Origin of the sequence: Anaerococcus senegalensis JC48 (assembly GCF_000321005.1) — a bacterium.
Classification (GTDB): domain Bacteria; phylum Bacillota; class Clostridia; order Tissierellales; family Peptoniphilaceae; genus Anaerococcus; species Anaerococcus senegalensis.
On the sequence record NZ_HE578907.1, the window covers coordinates 938,808 to 955,876 of the forward strand.

Consider the following 17,069-nt stretch of genomic DNA (forward strand, 5'->3'; position numbering starts at 1 on the left):
AATAAAAAAACTAGCTATATACCAAGATAATAGCTAGTTATTATTTAAAAATATCTTTTTAGATTTTATTTAGAATAATCGTAGAATCCTTTACCAGTTTTTCTTCCTAAATCTCCTGCTCTTACCATTTGTTTTAATAATGGGTTTGGACGATATTTGCTATCTCCAAATTCGTTAAATAATACTTCCATAATAGCAAGACATGTATCAAGTCCAATTAAATCTGCTAAAGCAAGAGGTCCCATTGGATGGTTTGCTCCAAGTTGCATTCCTTTATCAATATCTTCTACACTTGCAAGTCCATCATAAAGTACGCCAATTCCTTCATTAATCATTGGAATTAGAAGTCTATTTACAACAAATCCTGGTCCTTCTTTTACTTCTATTGGTTGTTTTCCAAATTCTTCTGCAAGTTCGAATATTTTTTTATTTGTTTCATCACTTGTGTGAAGTCCTCTAATAACTTCTACAAGTTTCATTACTGGAACTGGATTAAAGAAGTGCATTCCAATTACATTTTCAGGTCTATTTGTACTTGCTGCAATATCAGTAATTGAAAGTGAAGATGTATTTGAAGCAAAGATTGCTCCTTCTTTAACTACTTCATCTAATTCTTTAAAAATTTCTTTTTTAAGTTTTGGATTTTCTGTTGCTGCTTCTATAACTACATCACAGTCAGCCAAATCTTTAACTTCAGTTGTGTAAGAAATATTTTTTATAGCTTTTTCTTTAGCTTCTTCTTCCATTCTTCCTTTAGATACTTGCTTTGCATAATCTTTTTCAATTCTTGCTTTTGCTTTTTCTAAGAATTCATCTTTAATATCTCTAACTACTACTTCATGGAATTTAGCTGCAACTTCAACAATTCCACCACCCATAATTCCTGAACCAATTACACCAATTTTCATATTTACTCCTTTGTTTTTTTAAAAGTTTCCTTTTGTTTGTTAAATTAATAACTTATATTTATATTATAACATTGTTTTCCTAGCTTTTCAAGAAATATTGACTTTTTTTTAACTATTTATTGGATTTTCTCCAAATTCTCATTTTATCAGCTTCTTTTATTAATTCATCCCTAAATTCTGGATGGGCGATTGAAATTAATTTTTCAGTTCTTTCCCATAAAGATTGACCTTTTAAATTAACCATACCATACTCTGTTGCTATATAATGAGTATTTGCCCTACAGCCCGTTGGTTGTGTTCCTGAAATCAATGTAGGTACGATATTTGAATGTCTAACACCTTTTTTATCTACTCTTGATGAGTGTAAAGTTACAAAAGATTTTCCACCTTTAGAATTATAAGCACCAAGCATAAAATCTAAAGCTCCACCTGATCCTGAAATATGTTTTATTCCTGAACTTTCTGCAGAAACTGTACCATTAAGATCAACTTCAAGAGCTGAATTTATGGACATAAAATTATCTAAAGCTGATATTTGTTCAATACCATTACAATAATCTACTGGTGCTGCACAAAGTTCTTCATTATTATCTATAAAATCATATAATTCTTTGCTTCCCGCTGCAAAGGAATAAACTTGTCTTCCTCTATCAATATTTTTCTTTTTACCAGTAATAATCCCTGCTTTTGATAATTCTACAAATGAATCCACATACATTTCTGTATGAACTCCTAAATCTTTCAAATCAGACTTAGCTATTTCATTTCCAATAGCTGTAGGAAGTCCACCAATTCCAATTTGTAAACAAGCTCCATCGACAAGCTCTTCTACTACAAATTTTGCAACTTCCTTGTCTAAATCACTTGGTTGTGGTTTTCCCAAAGCTATCATTTCAGGATTTGATCCTTCAATAATATAATCAACTTCTTTTATGTGAACACAATTTTCATATCCACCAAGTCCTCTTGGTACATTTTTATTCACTTCAATTATTACTATATCAGAATTTTCTATTGCAGCATAAAGATGTGATGCTGATACACCAAAATTGAAATAACCATGTTCATCCATTGGAGTTGCTTGAGTTACAAAAACATTTGGTTTTCTTATAGATGTTCTGTAGTATTTTGGAAGCTCTGAATATTTTAATGGGGAATAAAATGCCCTTCCCTCACCAGCAAGTTTTCTAATAACACCCAATGAATGCCAAGAATTATATACGAAATGTTCATTTTTAGGGTCAGCATCAAATATTTTATATTTTTCAAGCTCTACTCCACCTCTGACAACGATGTCATTTAAATTAGTAATTTCTTTTGCTAAAGCCTCATCAAAATCATGTGGTGAAACTACCCCCCATGAATAATCTAAATAATCTCCATCTTTTACAAGTTTCGCTGCATCTTCTGCACTTATTAGCTTTTCTTTGTATAGCTTACTATAGTCCATATTATCCTCCGTTTATTATTTAATATTTTGAAATATTAAATTAAATTTGTAATTTTTAATAAAAATTTAAGGATGAGATTTATCTCATCCTTAAATTTAATTTGAGATACTAATAATGATATACCCAAATTTATAAATTTAATTTAATTTATTTTCCTTTTTTGCTGTTGATTACTTCTGTAAGTTTTGGTACTACTTCAAATAAGTCACCAACTATACCATAATCAGCTCTTGCAAATATAGGTGCTTCTGGATCTTTATTTATAGCTATTACTTTGTCTGCAGCATTGATACCTGCTAAGTGTTGGATAGCTCCTGAGATTCCTATTGCTATATATACCTTAGGTCCAACTGTTTTTCCTGATTGTCCTACTTGGTGTGAATGTGAAATCCAACCAGCATCTACAGCAGCACGACTTGATCCAACTGTACCATCAAGAGCATCTGCCAAATCTTTTATAAGTGAGAAGTTTTTAGGATCTCCAAGTCCACGTCCACCAGAAACAATAAATTCAGCTCCAACTAAATCTACATCATCTCCTTCATCTCTAGGGATAAAGTCTAAGATTTTTGTTCTAACTTCTCCTTCAAATTTGATATCTTCATCAATTATTTCAATATCATCTTTTGCGCCTATAGCTTCTTTTGAGAAAACTCCTGGTCTTACAGTTCCCATTTGTGGTCTGTGATCAGGGCAAAGAATCATAGCCATTAAGTTTCCACCAAATGCAGGTCTTGTCCATCTAACTTCTTTTTTCTCAGCATCAATATCAAGTTCTGTACAATCTGCTGTAAGTCCTGTGTGAAGTCTTGCTGAAACTCTTGGTCCTAAATCTCTACCTTGGTTTGTTGCTCCAATTAAGATTATATTTGGATTATGTTTTTTAACTAGTTGATCTATAGCATCTGCATAAACTTCAGTATTATAATCTTTATAAACTTCATTATCTACTGTGATTATTCCATCAACACCATATTCTTTTACTTCATCTTTAGCCTTATCAACATTTGATCCAATGATTACTGCATAAAGTTTTTCATCTATAGCATCAGCCATTTTTCTTCCTGGATTCATAAGTTCAAGTCCAACATTTACAGCTGATCCGTCTTCTTTTGTTTCTACAATTACCCAAAGATTTTTGTTATCAGTCATCTATATCCTCCTAAATAAGTTTTTCATCTGCAAGAGCATTTATTAACTTATCTACAGCAACACTAGAATCTTCATCATTATATATTTCTCCAGATTGCTTTTGTTCAGGTGTATAAGATTTTTTAACTCTTGTTGGTGAACCTTTAAGTCCTATTGCTGTTTCATCAATATTTTCTTTTAGTTCTTCAAAAGTGATTTGCTCTATAGTAGCTTTTTTAGCTTTCATTTTATTTTTAATTTTTGGATATCTTAATTCTTCATCACCGTATTTTGTGAATGTTACAAGAGCTGGAAGTTTAGCTTGGATATTTAAAGCTCCACCTTCAACTTCTTTAAGAACTTTGATTCCTTCATCATTTAATTCTGCAGTATATCCATAAGTTACTTGTGGAAGATCTAAGTGTTCAGCAATTTCTGGTCCTACTTGTGCAGTATCACCATCTATAGCTTGAAGACCACAGAAAATTAAATCATAATCTCCTTCTCTTTTTGCTACTTCTTTTATAGCTTCTGAGATTATATAACTTGTTGCAAGTGTATCAGATCCACCAAATTTTCTATCTGTAACTAAGTAAGCTTTGTCAGCTCCAACTGCAAGTGTATCTCTTAGCATTGATTCAGCTTGAGGTGGTCCCATTGAAATAACAGTAATTTTTACATTTTCTGGATCCTTATCTTTTATTCTTAAAGCTTGTTCAAGGGCAAAAGCATCATAAGTATTTAAAATACTTGGTACTCCTTTTCTGACAAGTGTATTAGTTACAGGATCAATTGTTATTTCATTAGTATCTGGAACTTGTTTTGCACATACAAAAATATTCATTTATTCCTCCTAAATTTATCTATCTAACTTATTATCTTAATAATGCTCCTGATACAACCATTAACATAACTTCTGAAGTTCCTTCATAAATTTCTGTAATTTTTGCATCTCTCATCATTCTTTCTACATCATATTCTTTGATATATCCATAACCACCAAGAATTTGAACTGCTCTATCAGCTACAAATGATGCTGTTCTTGAAGCTTTTAATTTAGCCATAGCTGCTGCAACTGAATAATTTTCACCAGCATCTTTTAAGCTTGCTGCTTTATAAACTAAATGTCTTGCTGCTTCAATTTCTATAGCCATTTCAGCTAATTTAAATTGTGTATTTTGGAATTTAGCTAAAGGACGTCCAAATTGTTCTCTTTCTTTAGAATATTGAACTGCTTTTTCTAAAGCACCTTCTGCAATTCCTAAAGCTTGAGCTGCAATTCCTATTCTTCCTCCATCAAGAGTAGCCATAGCAATTTTAAATCCTTTACCCTCTTCTCCAAGTAAATTTTCTTTTGGTATTCTACAATCTTGGAAAATTAATTCCATTGTTGATGAACCATTGATTCCCATTTTGTTTTCAAGTGTACCAAAATCAAATCCTTTTGTTCCTTTTTCAACTATAAATGCAGAAATTCCATGATTTCCTTTAGACTTATCTGTCATAGCAAATATTACATAAACATCAGCATATCCACCATTTGTTATAAAGATTTTTGTACCATTAAGTACATATTCATCTCCATCAAGTTTTGCTGTTGTTTGTTGTCCTGAGGCATCAGTACCAGCGTTTGGTTCTGTAAGTCCAAAAGCTCCTAATTTTTCTCCACTTGCAAGTGGTGTTAAGTATTTTTTCTTTTGTTCGTCATTACCAAATTTATTAATACAATCAGCTGATAATGATGTGTGAGCTGATAATACAACACCTGTTGAAGCACAATATTTTGAAATTTCTTCTACTGCAAGTACATATGTAAGTGTGTCAGCACCTTGTCCACCAAATTCTTCTCCAAATGGTATGCCAAAGAAACCTAATTCTTGCATTTTAGCAACAGTTTCTTCTGGGAACATGTGTTCTTCGTCAACTTTTTGAGCTAAAGGTTTTACTTCACCTTCTGCAAAATCATGAAACATTTCTTTCATTTCTTCATAATCTTCTGATAATTTATACATATTTTCTCCTAAATAATTTTTCATATTTATTATCTTTAAATTTTTAAAAATAATATTTAGAAACACGTTTAACCGCCTATGTTATTATATTAACAATCGAGACCAGAATTGTCAAGCTTTTTAGCTAATTTTTTATCAAGCCTATAGCTTTAGTCCAATTTTTTTGAAATTATACTCAAATAATCTTAATTTAAAAATTTTTTATAAGATTTTTTAATGAAAATGTTCTCAAAAGAACACTTACTCACATATTAATATATCATATACTTAACAAGTGTCAAATGTTTATCAATAAATTTCTTCTTTATATTACCTAAATATTACCTAATTTATTAGGAAATTTCTAGTATCATTTTTATATTTTATTTAAATTTATATGAATTTTTTATTATTTTTTTTATTATTTATTTATAATATTATTTTTGTTTCTAAGGAAAGCTTTTCCTATGTTTTATTTTATGATATACTTAGATAGAAATTTAACATAGTAACTTAGCTTACTTTGTTAATCTCTATAATTTTAGGAGGAAATATGAATTACAACAAAATTAATGATGAAATTATTGAAAAAATTAAATCATCAGTTAATGGAAAAGTTTATGTAGGTGAAGAAATTAATGAAGATTTCTTTCATGATGAAATGCCTATTTACGGACAAGGAATTCCAGATGTTTTAGTTGATGCGACTTGTAAAGAGGATGTATCAGAAGTTATGAAAATCTGTAATGAGAATAAAATTCCTGTGATTGCAAGAGGTGCTGGTAGTGGTTTAACTGGTGCTGGAGTTGCTATTAAAAATGGTGTGATGATTAATATGCAATCTATGAATAAAATTTTGGAATTTGATGAAGACAACTTGGTTGTAAGAGTTGAACCTGGTGTTTTATTAAGTACTTTAGCTCAAGAATGCCTTGATAAGGGATATTTATATCCACCAGATCCAGGTGAAAAAAATGCTACTCTTGGTGGAAATGTTTCATTAAATGCAGGTGGTATGCGTGCAGTTAAGTATGGTACAACTCGTGATTATGTTAGAAAAATGGAAGTTGTTCTTCCTACTGGCGAGATTACAAATTTTGGTTCTATTGTTTCAAAATCTTCTACTGGTTATTCTTTAAAAGATTTAATGGTTGGAAGTGAAGGAACTCTTGGAATTATCACTGAGCTTACTTTAAAAATTGTTCCAAATCCAAAACATACTGTTTCTTTAATTGTTCCTTTTGAAGACTTGGATGCTTGCATTTCTACAGTTCCTAAATTATTCCAAAATAATTTAAATCCTCAAGCTATTGAATTTATGGAAAGAGATATAGTTATAGCTAGTGAAAAATACATAGGAAAAGAAACTTTCCCTAAACAAATGGAAGGAATTGATGTTGGAGCATATTTGTTAATTACTTTTGATGGAGATGATGAAGATCTAATTGATAATACTCTTGAACAAGCTGCTGAAGTTTTAGTTGATAATGGAGCTATTGATGTTTTGGTAGCTGATACTCCAAATTCAATTAGAGATGCTTGGGCTGCAAGAAGCTCATTCCTTGAAGCAATTGAAACTCAAAATAAACTTTTAGATGAATGTGATGTTGTTGTTCCTGTTACAAAAATTGCTGAATATATTAATTTTGTTAATTCTGAAAGCGAATCTTATATGTTCGATGTTAAATCATTCGGTCATGCTGGAGATGGAAACTTACACATCTACACCCTATCAAATGAAGAAGATAAGATTGATCAATTTAAAGATGAAGTTGATAAGTTTATGGATGTAATCTACAAAAAAGCTTATGATTTAGGTGGAAAAATTTCTGGTGAACATGGAATAGGTCACGGTAAGAAAAAATACCTAAAGAGTTTTGAAGGTAATATAAATATAGAAATAATGAGAGGAATCAAAAAAGCATTTGATTCAAATATGATTTTGAATCCTGACAAAGTAATTGCACTATTAGGTGAATAAAATGAACTATTTAAAGGAATTTGTCGTCCTTTGTATATGCTTATTTTTAGGGGCTATAACAAGAAAGATAATAAATTATCCTATACCAGAACCTGTTTATGGAATGATTTATCTATTTATAGCCCTACATTTTAACATAATAAAAAGTGAGGATATTAAACAAACTTCTGATGGAATACTTAAAAACTTAGCCTTTTTATTCGTACCTGCAGGTGTTGGAGTTCTTGCTCATATTGATTTGATAAAGGGTAATATTTTTCAAATAATAATTATAGTTATTTTGGGAACTATTATTACCATGGCCCTTACTGGCCTTCTTGTACAATTTTTACAAAGGAGGAAAAATGCTAGATAATCAATATTTTGGTATAATCTTATCCTTTGCAGCCTATGAAATTGGTAAATGGATAAGTCAAAAATTAAAAACACCCCTAGCAAATCCTCTTCTTATAGCTATACTTTTAATTATAGGATTTTTATCTATAACAGGTATTGACTACGAGTATTATAAAAAAGGAGGTGACTTCATAGCCTTTTTTATTGCTCCTGCCACAGTTGCTATGGTTTTAGATCTTTATGCTAGTATTGAGACTTTGAAAAAAAATATAATCCCAATTTTTATTGGTGTAGGTTTTGGAACAATATTATCATTTATTATTGCAATGTTTTTATCAAAAATGCTTCAAATAGATAAGAATTTGATTTCATCTTTACTACCTCAATCTGTTACTACAGCAATAGCTATTTCTCTTTCTGATGAATACCAAGGAATTATAGGACTTACTGCAATAGCAGTTGTAATAAGAGGAGTAAGTGGGGCTGTTTTTGCACCACTTGTAATGAAAATATTTAAAATAAAAGATCCAGTTGCCCAAGGAGTTGCAATTGGAACTTCTTCTCATGCAGTTGGCACAAGCCAAGCAAGACTTATGGGAGAAATCCAAGGAGCTATGAGTGGTTTATCAATAGCTGTTGCTGGGATTACAGCAGTAATAATAATGCCTATAGCAATGAAACTTTTTGAATTTATAATTTAATCAAAACTACCAGCTTAGATGGTAGTTTGTACAGCGCCTATAAGGCGCGAATACTGGCACGCCCCTATTGGGGCTGTCGAGTATTCTATTACATGCACCACTTTCACAACTACTGCTTAAGCATTTTTTTTATTTGTTTTTATTTGACTTCCTCTCCCGTAAACGGGTCATAGTATTCCTCTATACTTATTTGGTCAGTGTAATAATCTTCTTTTAATTGATTTTGTATATATTCTTTTATTTTCTTTTCATTTCTTCCCACTGTATCTACATAATATCCTCTACACCAAAAGTGTCTGTTTCCATATTTGTATTTTAAGTTGGCGTGTCTATCGAATATTATCAGCGAACTTTTTCCTTTTAAATATCCCACTATTTGTGATATTGAGTACTTTGGTGGTATTTCTACCAGCATATGGATATGATCCGGACATAACTCTGCTTCTATTATTGTTTATCCCTTTTCTTGAGCATAATTCTCGAAGTATGCTGCCTATGTCTTTTCTTAATTGTATATATATTTCTTGTCTTCTGTATTTTGGTGCAAATACTATATGGTATTTGCATCTCCAACTTGTATGTGATAAAGCATTTTTATCCATGGATACCTTCCTTATTTAATTGTGCATATGACTATCACAATTATACTTTAAGGAGGTTTCTTGGTACTTGAAGTTAAAGCTAAATCTCTCCACCTGCATAGCAGGTGTTTTTTTGTTTCGCTCTCTTTCGTTCGCTCAACTCACTTAAGTGGACAATAAGGCCTATTGATATTTCTTCTTTAAAATATCAATAGGTCTAAATATAATTATTGAATTGATGAGTATTAATATGTTCCTCTATGATGGATCTCAAACTCTTTCTATTTGGATACAATTTAATACGTGAATTTTGTTACCATTATTTTAGAGTTATGCACACCTTCTTGTTATAACCATTAAAAGGTATATAAAAAGATAAAATTGCAATCCCATATCGTCTAGCACCTGTTATTACTACTTCATTTCATTTTCTTCTAAGTCTTTTAAACTTATACCATTTTCAGTTTTCCAATGCGTTTTCCCATTTGCGTTAGTTTCTAAAACAAAGGCAGCTGCATGGATGAACTATTGAATAAACAGTTCTTGCTTATTCTACCATCAATAATCTCATTTTTATTTATGCATTCCTTTCTCAGCTCTTTAATTGATTATGGAATGGCAACAGAATCTATAATTTCTATCATACTATTTTTTAATACTACAAAACCTTCATCTGTTCTTTTGCATTTTGCCTCTATCAATCTATTTGACTTGCCTCTTTTTATAGAAAGATATAGAATAGTTCTTTATCATCATTATTATTTTCACTTGATTCTTTTAGTGTTCTATCAACTATAGAAACAAATAGTTTATACACTAGTATACCAAGGATTATTTTTGAATACTCTATAAAATCTTACAACTCTGATTCTTTTTATTCTGTTACATTTCCATGGTTTGGATCATTGCTATTTTTTACTTTGTATCTATCTATATCTATAGCCATGTTGGTAAATTTATCCTTAAGATATGAGATTTCTATTTGTCCAAATGAGTTATAAATTTAGTTTTTTTTATATTAAATTTAAGAGGTGTTTTGCACAAGTAGAATAATTAATATATATTAAGTAATAGAAACTGTTATAATGGTTAATAAGTAAATTTATTAGTACTTATTAAAAATTCAAAATTTTGAGAAGGCTAAAAGATAACTGTTATAAGAATTTTAAAGTAAGAAGGTGAAAATTTGGTATATAGCATATTGATAATAGAAGATGATTTTGCTTTAGCTAAAAGTATTATGAATGTATTAGAAAAATATAATTTCCGTTCTTCCATTTTAGATGATTTTGAAAATATCGAAGACATTGTAGTGGACACAAAGCCTAGTTTAATAATTTTAGATATTAATTTACCCTACTATAATGGATTTTATTGGTGTCGTAAAATCAGGAAAATAACATCGAATCCTATTATGATAATTTCTTCAAGAGATAGTAATATGGATCAAATTATGGCTCTGGAATATGGAGCAGATGATTACATTACCAAACCTTTTGATAGCGAATTTTTAATCGCAAAAATTAATAGTTTGCTTCGACGTGCATTTGGAGAATTATCGGCAAGTACTATAAATGAACAATTAAAAGTTGGCAATATTATCTTGGATAAGGACAGGCAACAGCTGTTAGCTGGCGATAATCAAATTGATTTATCTATTACAGAACTGAAAATACTCAAAAAATTGATTGAAGAATACCCTAACTCTGTATCAAGAGATGAATTGTTTTTTGAAGTATGGGATGAAAATAATTTCGTAGAGGAAAATACCTTGAATGTAAATATAAGAAGAATCAGAAGAAAAATAGACGATAATCAATTGCCTATTGGCATAAGGACAATTCGAACTTTTGGATATCAATTAGTGTCAGAGGAAGATGGTAGATGAAGTTATTTATAAAAGACCATTTGAGTTTTGTTTTATTATATGTAATTAATTTTATATTTATACTGCTTATAATTTGGTTAGGTGGAGAATCTCTTAGTTCACAACTGATAATTTATATATTGTTGTTATCTTTATTCATTCTCCTTATATTTCTTACCATACGCTATTACAAGAAAGCTACAGTGTATAAAATTTTAAGTATCCCGTCTTCTAATTTAAGGAGTATGAAAAAAAGGCTACAAGGAACTGATTTGTTCACTGATTCTTTTATTAAGCATGAAAATCAAAATTATAATCAATTCTTGAATGAAATTGAAAATTATAAAAATAAAAATAATGAGTGGAGAACTTATATTGTTCAATGGGTACACCAAATGAGATCTCCAATCAGTTCAATACATCTAGCGTTGCAGAACAGAAAGCATAACGAAGAGAACATGCAACTATTAGTTGAGTTGGATCAAATAAATAAGCAACTAAACAACATATTGAACTTAGCAAGGCTAGAGGCAGTAGATAGAGACTTAAAAATTGAGCCCATAAACTTAAGTAAAAGTATTAATAGAATAATCAACCAAAATAAGCGATTATTTATTCAAAACAAAGTATTTCCTAAAGTGCATATAGAAAATACTAGCTCAACTGTGCTAAGCGATAAAAAATGGTTAGATTTTATCATTGATCAATTAGTCCATAACGCTATAAAATTTTCTAATCCAACAGATCAAATCCTTTTTAATATAAAGCAAATAGATAATAAGTGTTGTTTAGAGATTAGTGATACAGGTATAGGAATTATAAAAGAAGATATTCCTCGTATATTTGATTTGTATTTTACTGGAAAAAACGGACGTACTAATAATAACTCCTCGGGTATAGGGCTTTATTTAGTTAAACAAATTTTAGAGCAATTAAGCCATAAGATTAAAGTTGAGTCTGAACAGTCAAAAGGAACGAAATTTACTATATATTTTGATTGAAAGGAAAAGGTGACAAAACTGTCATCTTTTTTTATTTTTCTCGATATTATAATCAAAAATAATCTTTTAATATATGAATAAAGGAGTGATAGAAATGAATTTATTAGAACTAAATAACGTGAGTCATGTGTATGGAGATGTAGTTAAGTCAAAGGGTCTTGATAATATTTCCTTAACTACTCAAAAGGGTGAGTTTGTCGCAATTATGGGACCTTCTGGAAGCGGAAAATCAACTTTATTGAATGTTATTTCTGGTATTTTACCTGCTACCTCTGGAAATGTTTTAGTTGCAGGAAGAAACATAGCTAATCTTAATGATGAAGATGCAGCATTATTTAGACGTAATACATTAGGATTTGTTTTTCAAGACTTTAACCTTGTTGAAACATTAACAGTAAGAGAAAATATTATGCTACCTTTAATGTTTAAGAATGAGGAAGTTAAATCTATGAAGGAAAAATCAGAGAAGGTTGCTGAATCCTTAGGTATTTCTAATATATTAAATAAACGTACGCAAGAAATTTCAGGAGGACAGGCTCAAAGAACAGCAATTGCACGTGCTATTATCCATCAGCCGGAATTATTACTGGCAGACGAGCCGACGGGAAATTTGGATTCTGCTAATTCCGAAGAAGTTATGAGAATTTTTGAAAAACTTAACCGTAACTATGGAATATCTACTTTTTTGGTGACACATGATGTTAAGACAGCAACTTATAGTCAGAGAGTTGTATTTATAAAGGACGGAAAAATTTATAATGAAATCCGTAAAGGGAATGATCTTATAGAATATAGGGAAAATATTCTAAACGTTCTTAATGTAATTGGAGGTGTTTAGAATGAATCTTAGAGATTTTGCTAAAAATAATATAATAAGGGATAAAGAAACCTACATTGGCTATTGGCTAAGTTGCATGTTTACTGTATTTGTCTTTTTTATCTTTTCAGTAAATCAGTTTCACCCTGAACTTAATCAAGGTCCAGGAGCAGTTGCAACTATTATGGGGTCTGCTCAAGTAATAGTTGTGTTGTTTGCGATATTCTTCTTAGGATTATCAATCAATTCATTTTTATCTAGACGTGAAAATATGTTTGGTGTTTTACTTATGATGGGAATGTCGAAAAAACAACTGCGTCGATTAATTATCATAGAAAATATGATAATTGGATTTTCAGCTATAATAGTAGGGATACTTTTCGGATTAGCTTTTGGACATATACTTGTCTTGTTGATGGCAAATATAATTAATCTAAGCTCAATCTCCTTTTATTTCCCTATCGAATCAATCATTGTTACGATTATTTCTTTTAGTATTTTATTCTTTTTGATCGCACTCTTCCGATCACAAGTTATATTAAAAAGACCAATATATAACTTACTAGATGTAAACCAAAGTGAATATGGCAGTATAAGATATTCTCGTTTTTTATCTCTCATGTCTATAATCTTAATTCTCTTGGGATACACCCTAGCTAATATTCATCTAATCAATCAATTAATACCACAGGATTTTGATTTGCTCAATACTCTTCAAAACTCAGATATATTGCATATTTTAATTGGTGGATTGGTAACAATTGGTATGTTCTTATTTTTCACTCAATTTTCTAAGTATTTTACAGACAAAGTAAGAAGAAGCGAAGAATACTATCTGAAAGATACAAGAGCATTATGGGTTTCTGAGTTAATGTATCGATTATCTAGTAATTCAAAAACCATGTTTATTTCAGCATTGCTATTAACTGTAGCTTTTATTACTACTATTGGAACAATTGCCTTAAACTCTACTGCTGCTGATGAAGTTTCCGAAACAACTCCATTTGATATTTCTTATTTTTCCTTTCAGCCTAATGAAAAAGAAGAAGATAACATAGAGTTTATTAATTCAAATCTTAACGAAGCTGGCATATCTTTTCAGTTAAATAGTGTACCTATTTTACAAAAAGGCGATAACGGGAGAGAGATTATCATTTCTCAAGAAGACTACAATAGTGCGTCTAGTGAGAATGAAAAAATAGAACTGACTGGCAATGAAGTGGTATCACTATCAAATGGAGGTTCTCAAGAAGAAATTTCTATAACTGATAATATAACAATTACTATTGTCGATAATCGCCCGAACATTTTTGATTCTTACCGTTACAGAGACATTTATGTAGTGAATCATGAGCTTTTTATCCAATTAGCACAAATATACGAACATAAGCAAACAGCCTTTTTGTATCATTTTTCAGATACTACTACAGATGAACAAGCAAGGAAAGCAGCAACAGTTAATAGAGAAATTTTAGGGTCTGGTCGTTCTGAAGGCAATGATTTCCTCTTGATACAAAAAATTGAAAGAGTTGATTTAGAAAGATATACGTATCAAGTTTTAACGTACATTGGAATTATGCTAAGTGTAATCTTTATTCTTGCAGCGGGAAGCTTAATTTATTTCCGTCTATTAAGTAATATTAGAGGATCTAGTCCCACATATACTAACCTCTATAAAATTGGATTGTCTATTAATAAAATCCAAGAAGTGCAACACAGGCAATTTACGATCTTATTCTTTGCACCCCTTCTATTTGCGATAGTCAATACGATTTTTGCGGTTAACATGTTATCCTATTTACTCGCAGCCCCCATATGGAAGCAAACTATTCTGATTACCTTAGTATTATTGGTTATTCAGATTCTATATTTCTACTTTATGAATAATCGTTTCAAAGCAAAAATCGAATTGATTCTAACTCAAAAATAACTATATAAAATATTTTTAGAGAAATCGATAAGAGCAACCTAGTAATTACTGAAAGGACGGACTATATTAGAACTATTACTGAAGATTATGACTCGAATGAGGATATTGGGAATCAATAAACTTGAAACTATCACGACAGAAGTAGTTAAAGCTGTACGAGATACTCTAGTCATTGGAATAATATAAGTAATAGAAAAATAAAATGAGCCTTTCTAGGCTCATAGACTGTTGATAAAGTACACAAATCCTCATGCTAAGAATATCATACGGAAAAAATTGATTTGATCTCAAATTTAAAAATTCGTTAAAAATCGCACTGTATGAGCGTTAGCGAGTTTGCGATTTTAGAATTTTTAAATTTAGAAATCAACAATTTTTGGAGTCAGATATTCGTGCTTGAGGGTTTGTCTACGTTCTGTGAGCCTTTCTAGGCCCATTTTATTTGCTTTTAATATATGATGTATAGCTTTCTAATACTTTTTTGTAACCATCTTCTTCTAAGATATTTTCTACATATTCTTTTATAGTTGCTGTAGGTAAAATTCTGTGATGATTTTTCTTAATTATTTTTTCTAAATCATTTTTTAATATAGATATATCTGAAGTATTTAGTTCAATATTTCCATTTCTTGCTGCATTTTTTATAGATCTAGATATTTTTTCTACATCAAATAATTCGATTTTTCCGTTTCTTTTTTTAACGTATAATTTATTATCCAAAAAATTTTCAATTACCTCAACCTTGGCCTTATCCATTTGGTCAGCTATTTCTTCTATTGATAAATTTTTACCTTGGTAGTATTCAACAATTAGTTTTGTTAGATCTAACATAATTTCCCCCTAAATTTCTTCTTTATATATTATTACCCTAAAATGAACCAAAATAAAAGATTGGAATAAAATCCAATCTTTTTATTTTATTTTTTTGTATAATTTGGTGATTCTCTGGTTATTTGGATATCGTGTGGGTGATTTTCTACAAGTGTTGCTGGAGAAATTTTTACAAATTTTGATTTTTCTTCTAATTCATTTAAATTTGCTGCTCCAACATATCCCATACCAGAACGAAGACCTCCTAATAATTGATAAATTACATCGCCAACATATCCTTTTAGGGCAACTCTTCCTTCTACTCCTTCTGGAACAAATTTTTTGGTTTCATTTTGGAAATATCTATCGCTTGACCCTGATTTCATTGCTGAAAGTGATCCCATTCCCCTATATTCTTTGTATTGTTTTCCTTCAAATACTATAGTTTCTCCCGGGGATTCTTCTGTTCCTGCAAATAAGGATCCTGCCATTATTACACTTGCTCCACAAGCTAAAGCCTTAGTTATATCTCCAGAATATTTTATACCACCATCAGCTATTATAGGAATTTCATATTCTTTAGCGGCCTTTACACAATCAATTATTGCAGAAATTTGTGGAACACCAACTCCTGTTACAACTCTTGTTGTACAAATAGATCCTGGTCCTATTCCTACTTTTACAGCATCAACCCCTGCTTCAATTAAATCTTTTGTAGCCTCTCCTGTTGCAACATTTCCTGCTATTACTTGAAGGTTAGGATACTTTGCTTTAATTTTTTTAATTGCAGTCATTACTCCTTTTGAATGGCCATGAGCTGTATCTACGGTTACAACATCAACTTTTGCTTTTTCCAAAGCATCAATTCTATCCATCATATCTTGGGTAATTCCTACTGCAGCTCCAACTAATAATCTATCATGTTCATCTCTAGCTGAGTTTGGATATTGTCTTGATTTTTCTATATCTTTAATTGTAATAAGACCCTTTAATTTAAAATCGCCATCAACTATTGGAAGTTTTTCTACTTTTCCTGATTCCATTTTTTTAACGGCATCTTCCATAGTAATTCCAACATGACCAACAATTAGACCATCTTTTGTCATGATATCATCTATTTTTACATTTTCATCATTTTGGAATCTTACATCTCTGTTTGTCAAAATTCCTTTTAAAGTCATTTGATCATCAACTATTGGAACTCCGCTAATTTTATAATTTGCCATAATTTCTAGGGCTTCTTTTAAAATATTATCAGCCTTTAAATAAAATGGATCTGTAATTACTCCATGTTCACTTCTTTTTACCCTGTCAACCTCTTTTGCTTGTTCTTCGATAGACATATTTTTGTGGATTATTCCAATTCCACCTTGTCTTGCCATAGCTATTGCCATTTTTGATTCAGTTACAGTATCCATTGATGCTGACATTAATGGTATATTTAATTTAATTTTTTTTGTTAGTTTTGTTTTTAAAGAAACTTCATTTGGTAGGACTTCAGATGGTCCTGGAACTAATAATAAATCATCAAATGTTAAACCTTCTCCAATTATTTGCATAAATC

General features: G+C 30.4%; 14 protein-coding genes and 1 pseudogene. 7 read left to right on the top strand and 8 right to left on the bottom strand.

The window, feature by feature from the left end:
• Positions 1 to 65: 65 nt before the first annotated feature.
• The 5 genes from ASHG_RS04730 to ASHG_RS04750 form a co-directional block, all read right to left on the bottom strand.
• Positions 66 to 908, bottom strand: a complete 843-nt coding sequence (locus ASHG_RS04730) for a 3-hydroxybutyryl-CoA dehydrogenase (protein ID WP_040397860.1) — start codon at positions 906 to 908, stop codon at positions 66 to 68.
• 112 nt (positions 909 to 1,020) lie between these two features.
• Positions 1,021 to 2,358, bottom strand: coding sequence for an acetyl-CoA hydrolase/transferase C-terminal domain-containing protein (locus ASHG_RS04735; RefSeq protein WP_040397861.1), 1,338 nt, complete (start codon positions 2,356 to 2,358; stop codon positions 1,021 to 1,023).
• A 148-nt stretch (positions 2,359 to 2,506) separates the two neighbouring features.
• The gene (locus ASHG_RS04740) at positions 2,507 to 3,511 is read right to left on the bottom strand and encodes an electron transfer flavoprotein subunit alpha/FixB family protein (RefSeq protein ID WP_040397862.1); all 1,005 of its coding nucleotides are present in this window, start codon (positions 3,509 to 3,511) and stop codon (positions 2,507 to 2,509) included.
• A 10-nt stretch (positions 3,512 to 3,521) separates the two neighbouring features.
• Positions 3,522 to 4,334, bottom strand: a complete 813-nt coding sequence (locus ASHG_RS04745; protein ID WP_040397863.1) for an electron transfer flavoprotein subunit beta/FixA family protein — start codon at positions 4,332 to 4,334, stop codon at positions 3,522 to 3,524.
• A gap of 31 nt (positions 4,335 to 4,365) precedes the next feature.
• Complete coding sequence (locus ASHG_RS04750) at positions 4,366 to 5,502, bottom strand: acyl-CoA dehydrogenase (RefSeq protein WP_040397864.1); 1,137 nt, start codon at positions 5,500 to 5,502, stop codon at positions 4,366 to 4,368.
• 532 nt (positions 5,503 to 6,034) lie between these two features.
• Here ASHG_RS04750 and ASHG_RS04755 point away from each other — a divergent pair.
• Genes ASHG_RS04755 through ASHG_RS04765 form a run of 3 tightly spaced genes read left to right on the top strand, consistent with a single transcriptional unit; the run spans position 6,035 to position 8,499 of the window.
• The gene (locus tag ASHG_RS04755) at positions 6,035 to 7,462 is read left to right on the top strand and encodes an FAD-binding oxidoreductase (protein WP_040397865.1); all 1,428 of its coding nucleotides are present in this window, start codon (positions 6,035 to 6,037) and stop codon (positions 7,460 to 7,462) included.
• A 1-nt stretch (position 7,463) separates the two neighbouring features.
• The gene (locus ASHG_RS04760) at positions 7,464 to 7,817 is read left to right on the top strand and encodes a CidA/LrgA family protein (RefSeq protein WP_040397867.1); all 354 of its coding nucleotides are present in this window, start codon (positions 7,464 to 7,466) and stop codon (positions 7,815 to 7,817) included.
• Entirely contained in the window at positions 7,807 to 8,499 is a 693-nt protein-coding gene (locus ASHG_RS04765) for an LrgB family protein (RefSeq protein ID WP_040397868.1), read from the top strand. The genes ASHG_RS04760 and ASHG_RS04765 overlap by 11 nt, the downstream gene beginning before the upstream one ends.
• Before the next feature lie 139 nt (positions 8,500 to 8,638).
• Here the strand turns inward: ASHG_RS04765 and tnpA are convergent.
• Positions 8,639 to 9,101: pseudogene (gene tnpA, locus ASHG_RS04770) on the bottom strand (IS200/IS605 family transposase).
• A 1,165-nt stretch (positions 9,102 to 10,266) separates the two neighbouring features.
• Here tnpA and ASHG_RS04780 point away from each other — a divergent pair.
• From ASHG_RS04780 to ASHG_RS04795, 4 genes are all read left to right on the top strand, one after another.
• On the top strand, positions 10,267 to 10,968 hold the full coding sequence (locus ASHG_RS04780; protein WP_040397870.1) for a response regulator transcription factor: 702 nt from the start codon (positions 10,267 to 10,269) through the stop codon (positions 10,966 to 10,968).
• A 224-nt stretch (positions 10,969 to 11,192) separates the two neighbouring features.
• Positions 11,193 to 11,948 (top strand): sensor histidine kinase, encoded by a 756-nt coding sequence (locus ASHG_RS04785; RefSeq protein ID WP_167320522.1) that lies wholly within the window; start codon positions 11,193 to 11,195, stop codon positions 11,946 to 11,948.
• Positions 11,949 to 12,042: 94 nt separating this feature from the next.
• Positions 12,043 to 12,786 carry an ABC transporter ATP-binding protein gene (locus tag ASHG_RS04790; RefSeq protein WP_040397874.1) on the top strand — a complete coding sequence of 248 codons (744 nt, stop codon included), beginning with the start codon at positions 12,043 to 12,045 and terminating at the stop codon, positions 12,784 to 12,786.
• Between the two features lies 1 nt (position 12,787).
• Positions 12,788 to 14,695 (top strand): ABC transporter permease, encoded by a 1,908-nt coding sequence (locus ASHG_RS04795; RefSeq protein WP_040397875.1) that lies wholly within the window; start codon positions 12,788 to 12,790, stop codon positions 14,693 to 14,695.
• A 438-nt stretch (positions 14,696 to 15,133) separates the two neighbouring features.
• Here the strand turns inward: ASHG_RS04795 and ASHG_RS04800 are convergent, their stop codons facing one another.
• Entirely contained in the window at positions 15,134 to 15,526 is a 393-nt protein-coding gene (locus ASHG_RS04800; protein WP_040397876.1) for an ATP cone domain-containing protein, read from the bottom strand.
• 86 nt (positions 15,527 to 15,612) lie between these two features.
• Positions 15,613 to 17,064, bottom strand: coding sequence for an IMP dehydrogenase (gene guaB / locus ASHG_RS04805; protein WP_040397877.1), 1,452 nt, complete (start codon positions 17,062 to 17,064; stop codon positions 15,613 to 15,615).
• Positions 17,065 to 17,069 lie beyond the last annotated feature (5 nt).

Coding starts and splice junctions, on each gene's coding strand:
- ASHG_RS04730 (WP_040397860.1), bottom strand. CDS start 908: ATGAAAATTGGTGTAATTGGTTCAGGAATTATGGGTGGTGGAATTGTT.
- ASHG_RS04735 (WP_040397861.1), bottom strand. CDS start 2,358: ATGGACTATAGTAAGCTATACAAAGAAAAGCTAATAAGTGCAGAAGAT.
- ASHG_RS04740 (WP_040397862.1), bottom strand. CDS start 3,511: ATGACTGATAACAAAAATCTTTGGGTAATTGTAGAAACAAAAGAAGAC.
- ASHG_RS04745 (WP_040397863.1), bottom strand. CDS start 4,334: ATGAATATTTTTGTATGTGCAAAACAAGTTCCAGATACTAATGAAATA.
- ASHG_RS04750 (WP_040397864.1), bottom strand. CDS start 5,502: ATGTATAAATTATCAGAAGATTATGAAGAAATGAAAGAAATGTTTCAT.
- ASHG_RS04755 (WP_040397865.1), top strand. CDS start 6,035: ATGAATTACAACAAAATTAATGATGAAATTATTGAAAAAATTAAATCA.
- ASHG_RS04760 (WP_040397867.1), top strand. CDS start 7,464: ATGAACTATTTAAAGGAATTTGTCGTCCTTTGTATATGCTTATTTTTA.
- ASHG_RS04765 (WP_040397868.1), top strand. CDS start 7,807: ATGCTAGATAATCAATATTTTGGTATAATCTTATCCTTTGCAGCCTAT.
- ASHG_RS04785 (WP_167320522.1), top strand. CDS start 11,193: ATGAAAAAAAGGCTACAAGGAACTGATTTGTTCACTGATTCTTTTATT.
- ASHG_RS04790 (WP_040397874.1), top strand. CDS start 12,043: ATGAATTTATTAGAACTAAATAACGTGAGTCATGTGTATGGAGATGTA.
- ASHG_RS04795 (WP_040397875.1), top strand. CDS start 12,788: ATGAATCTTAGAGATTTTGCTAAAAATAATATAATAAGGGATAAAGAA.
- ASHG_RS04800 (WP_040397876.1), bottom strand. CDS start 15,526: ATGTTAGATCTAACAAAACTAATTGTTGAATACTACCAAGGTAAAAAT.
- guaB (WP_040397877.1), bottom strand. CDS start 17,064: ATGCAAATAATTGGAGAAGGTTTAACATTTGATGATTTATTATTAGTT.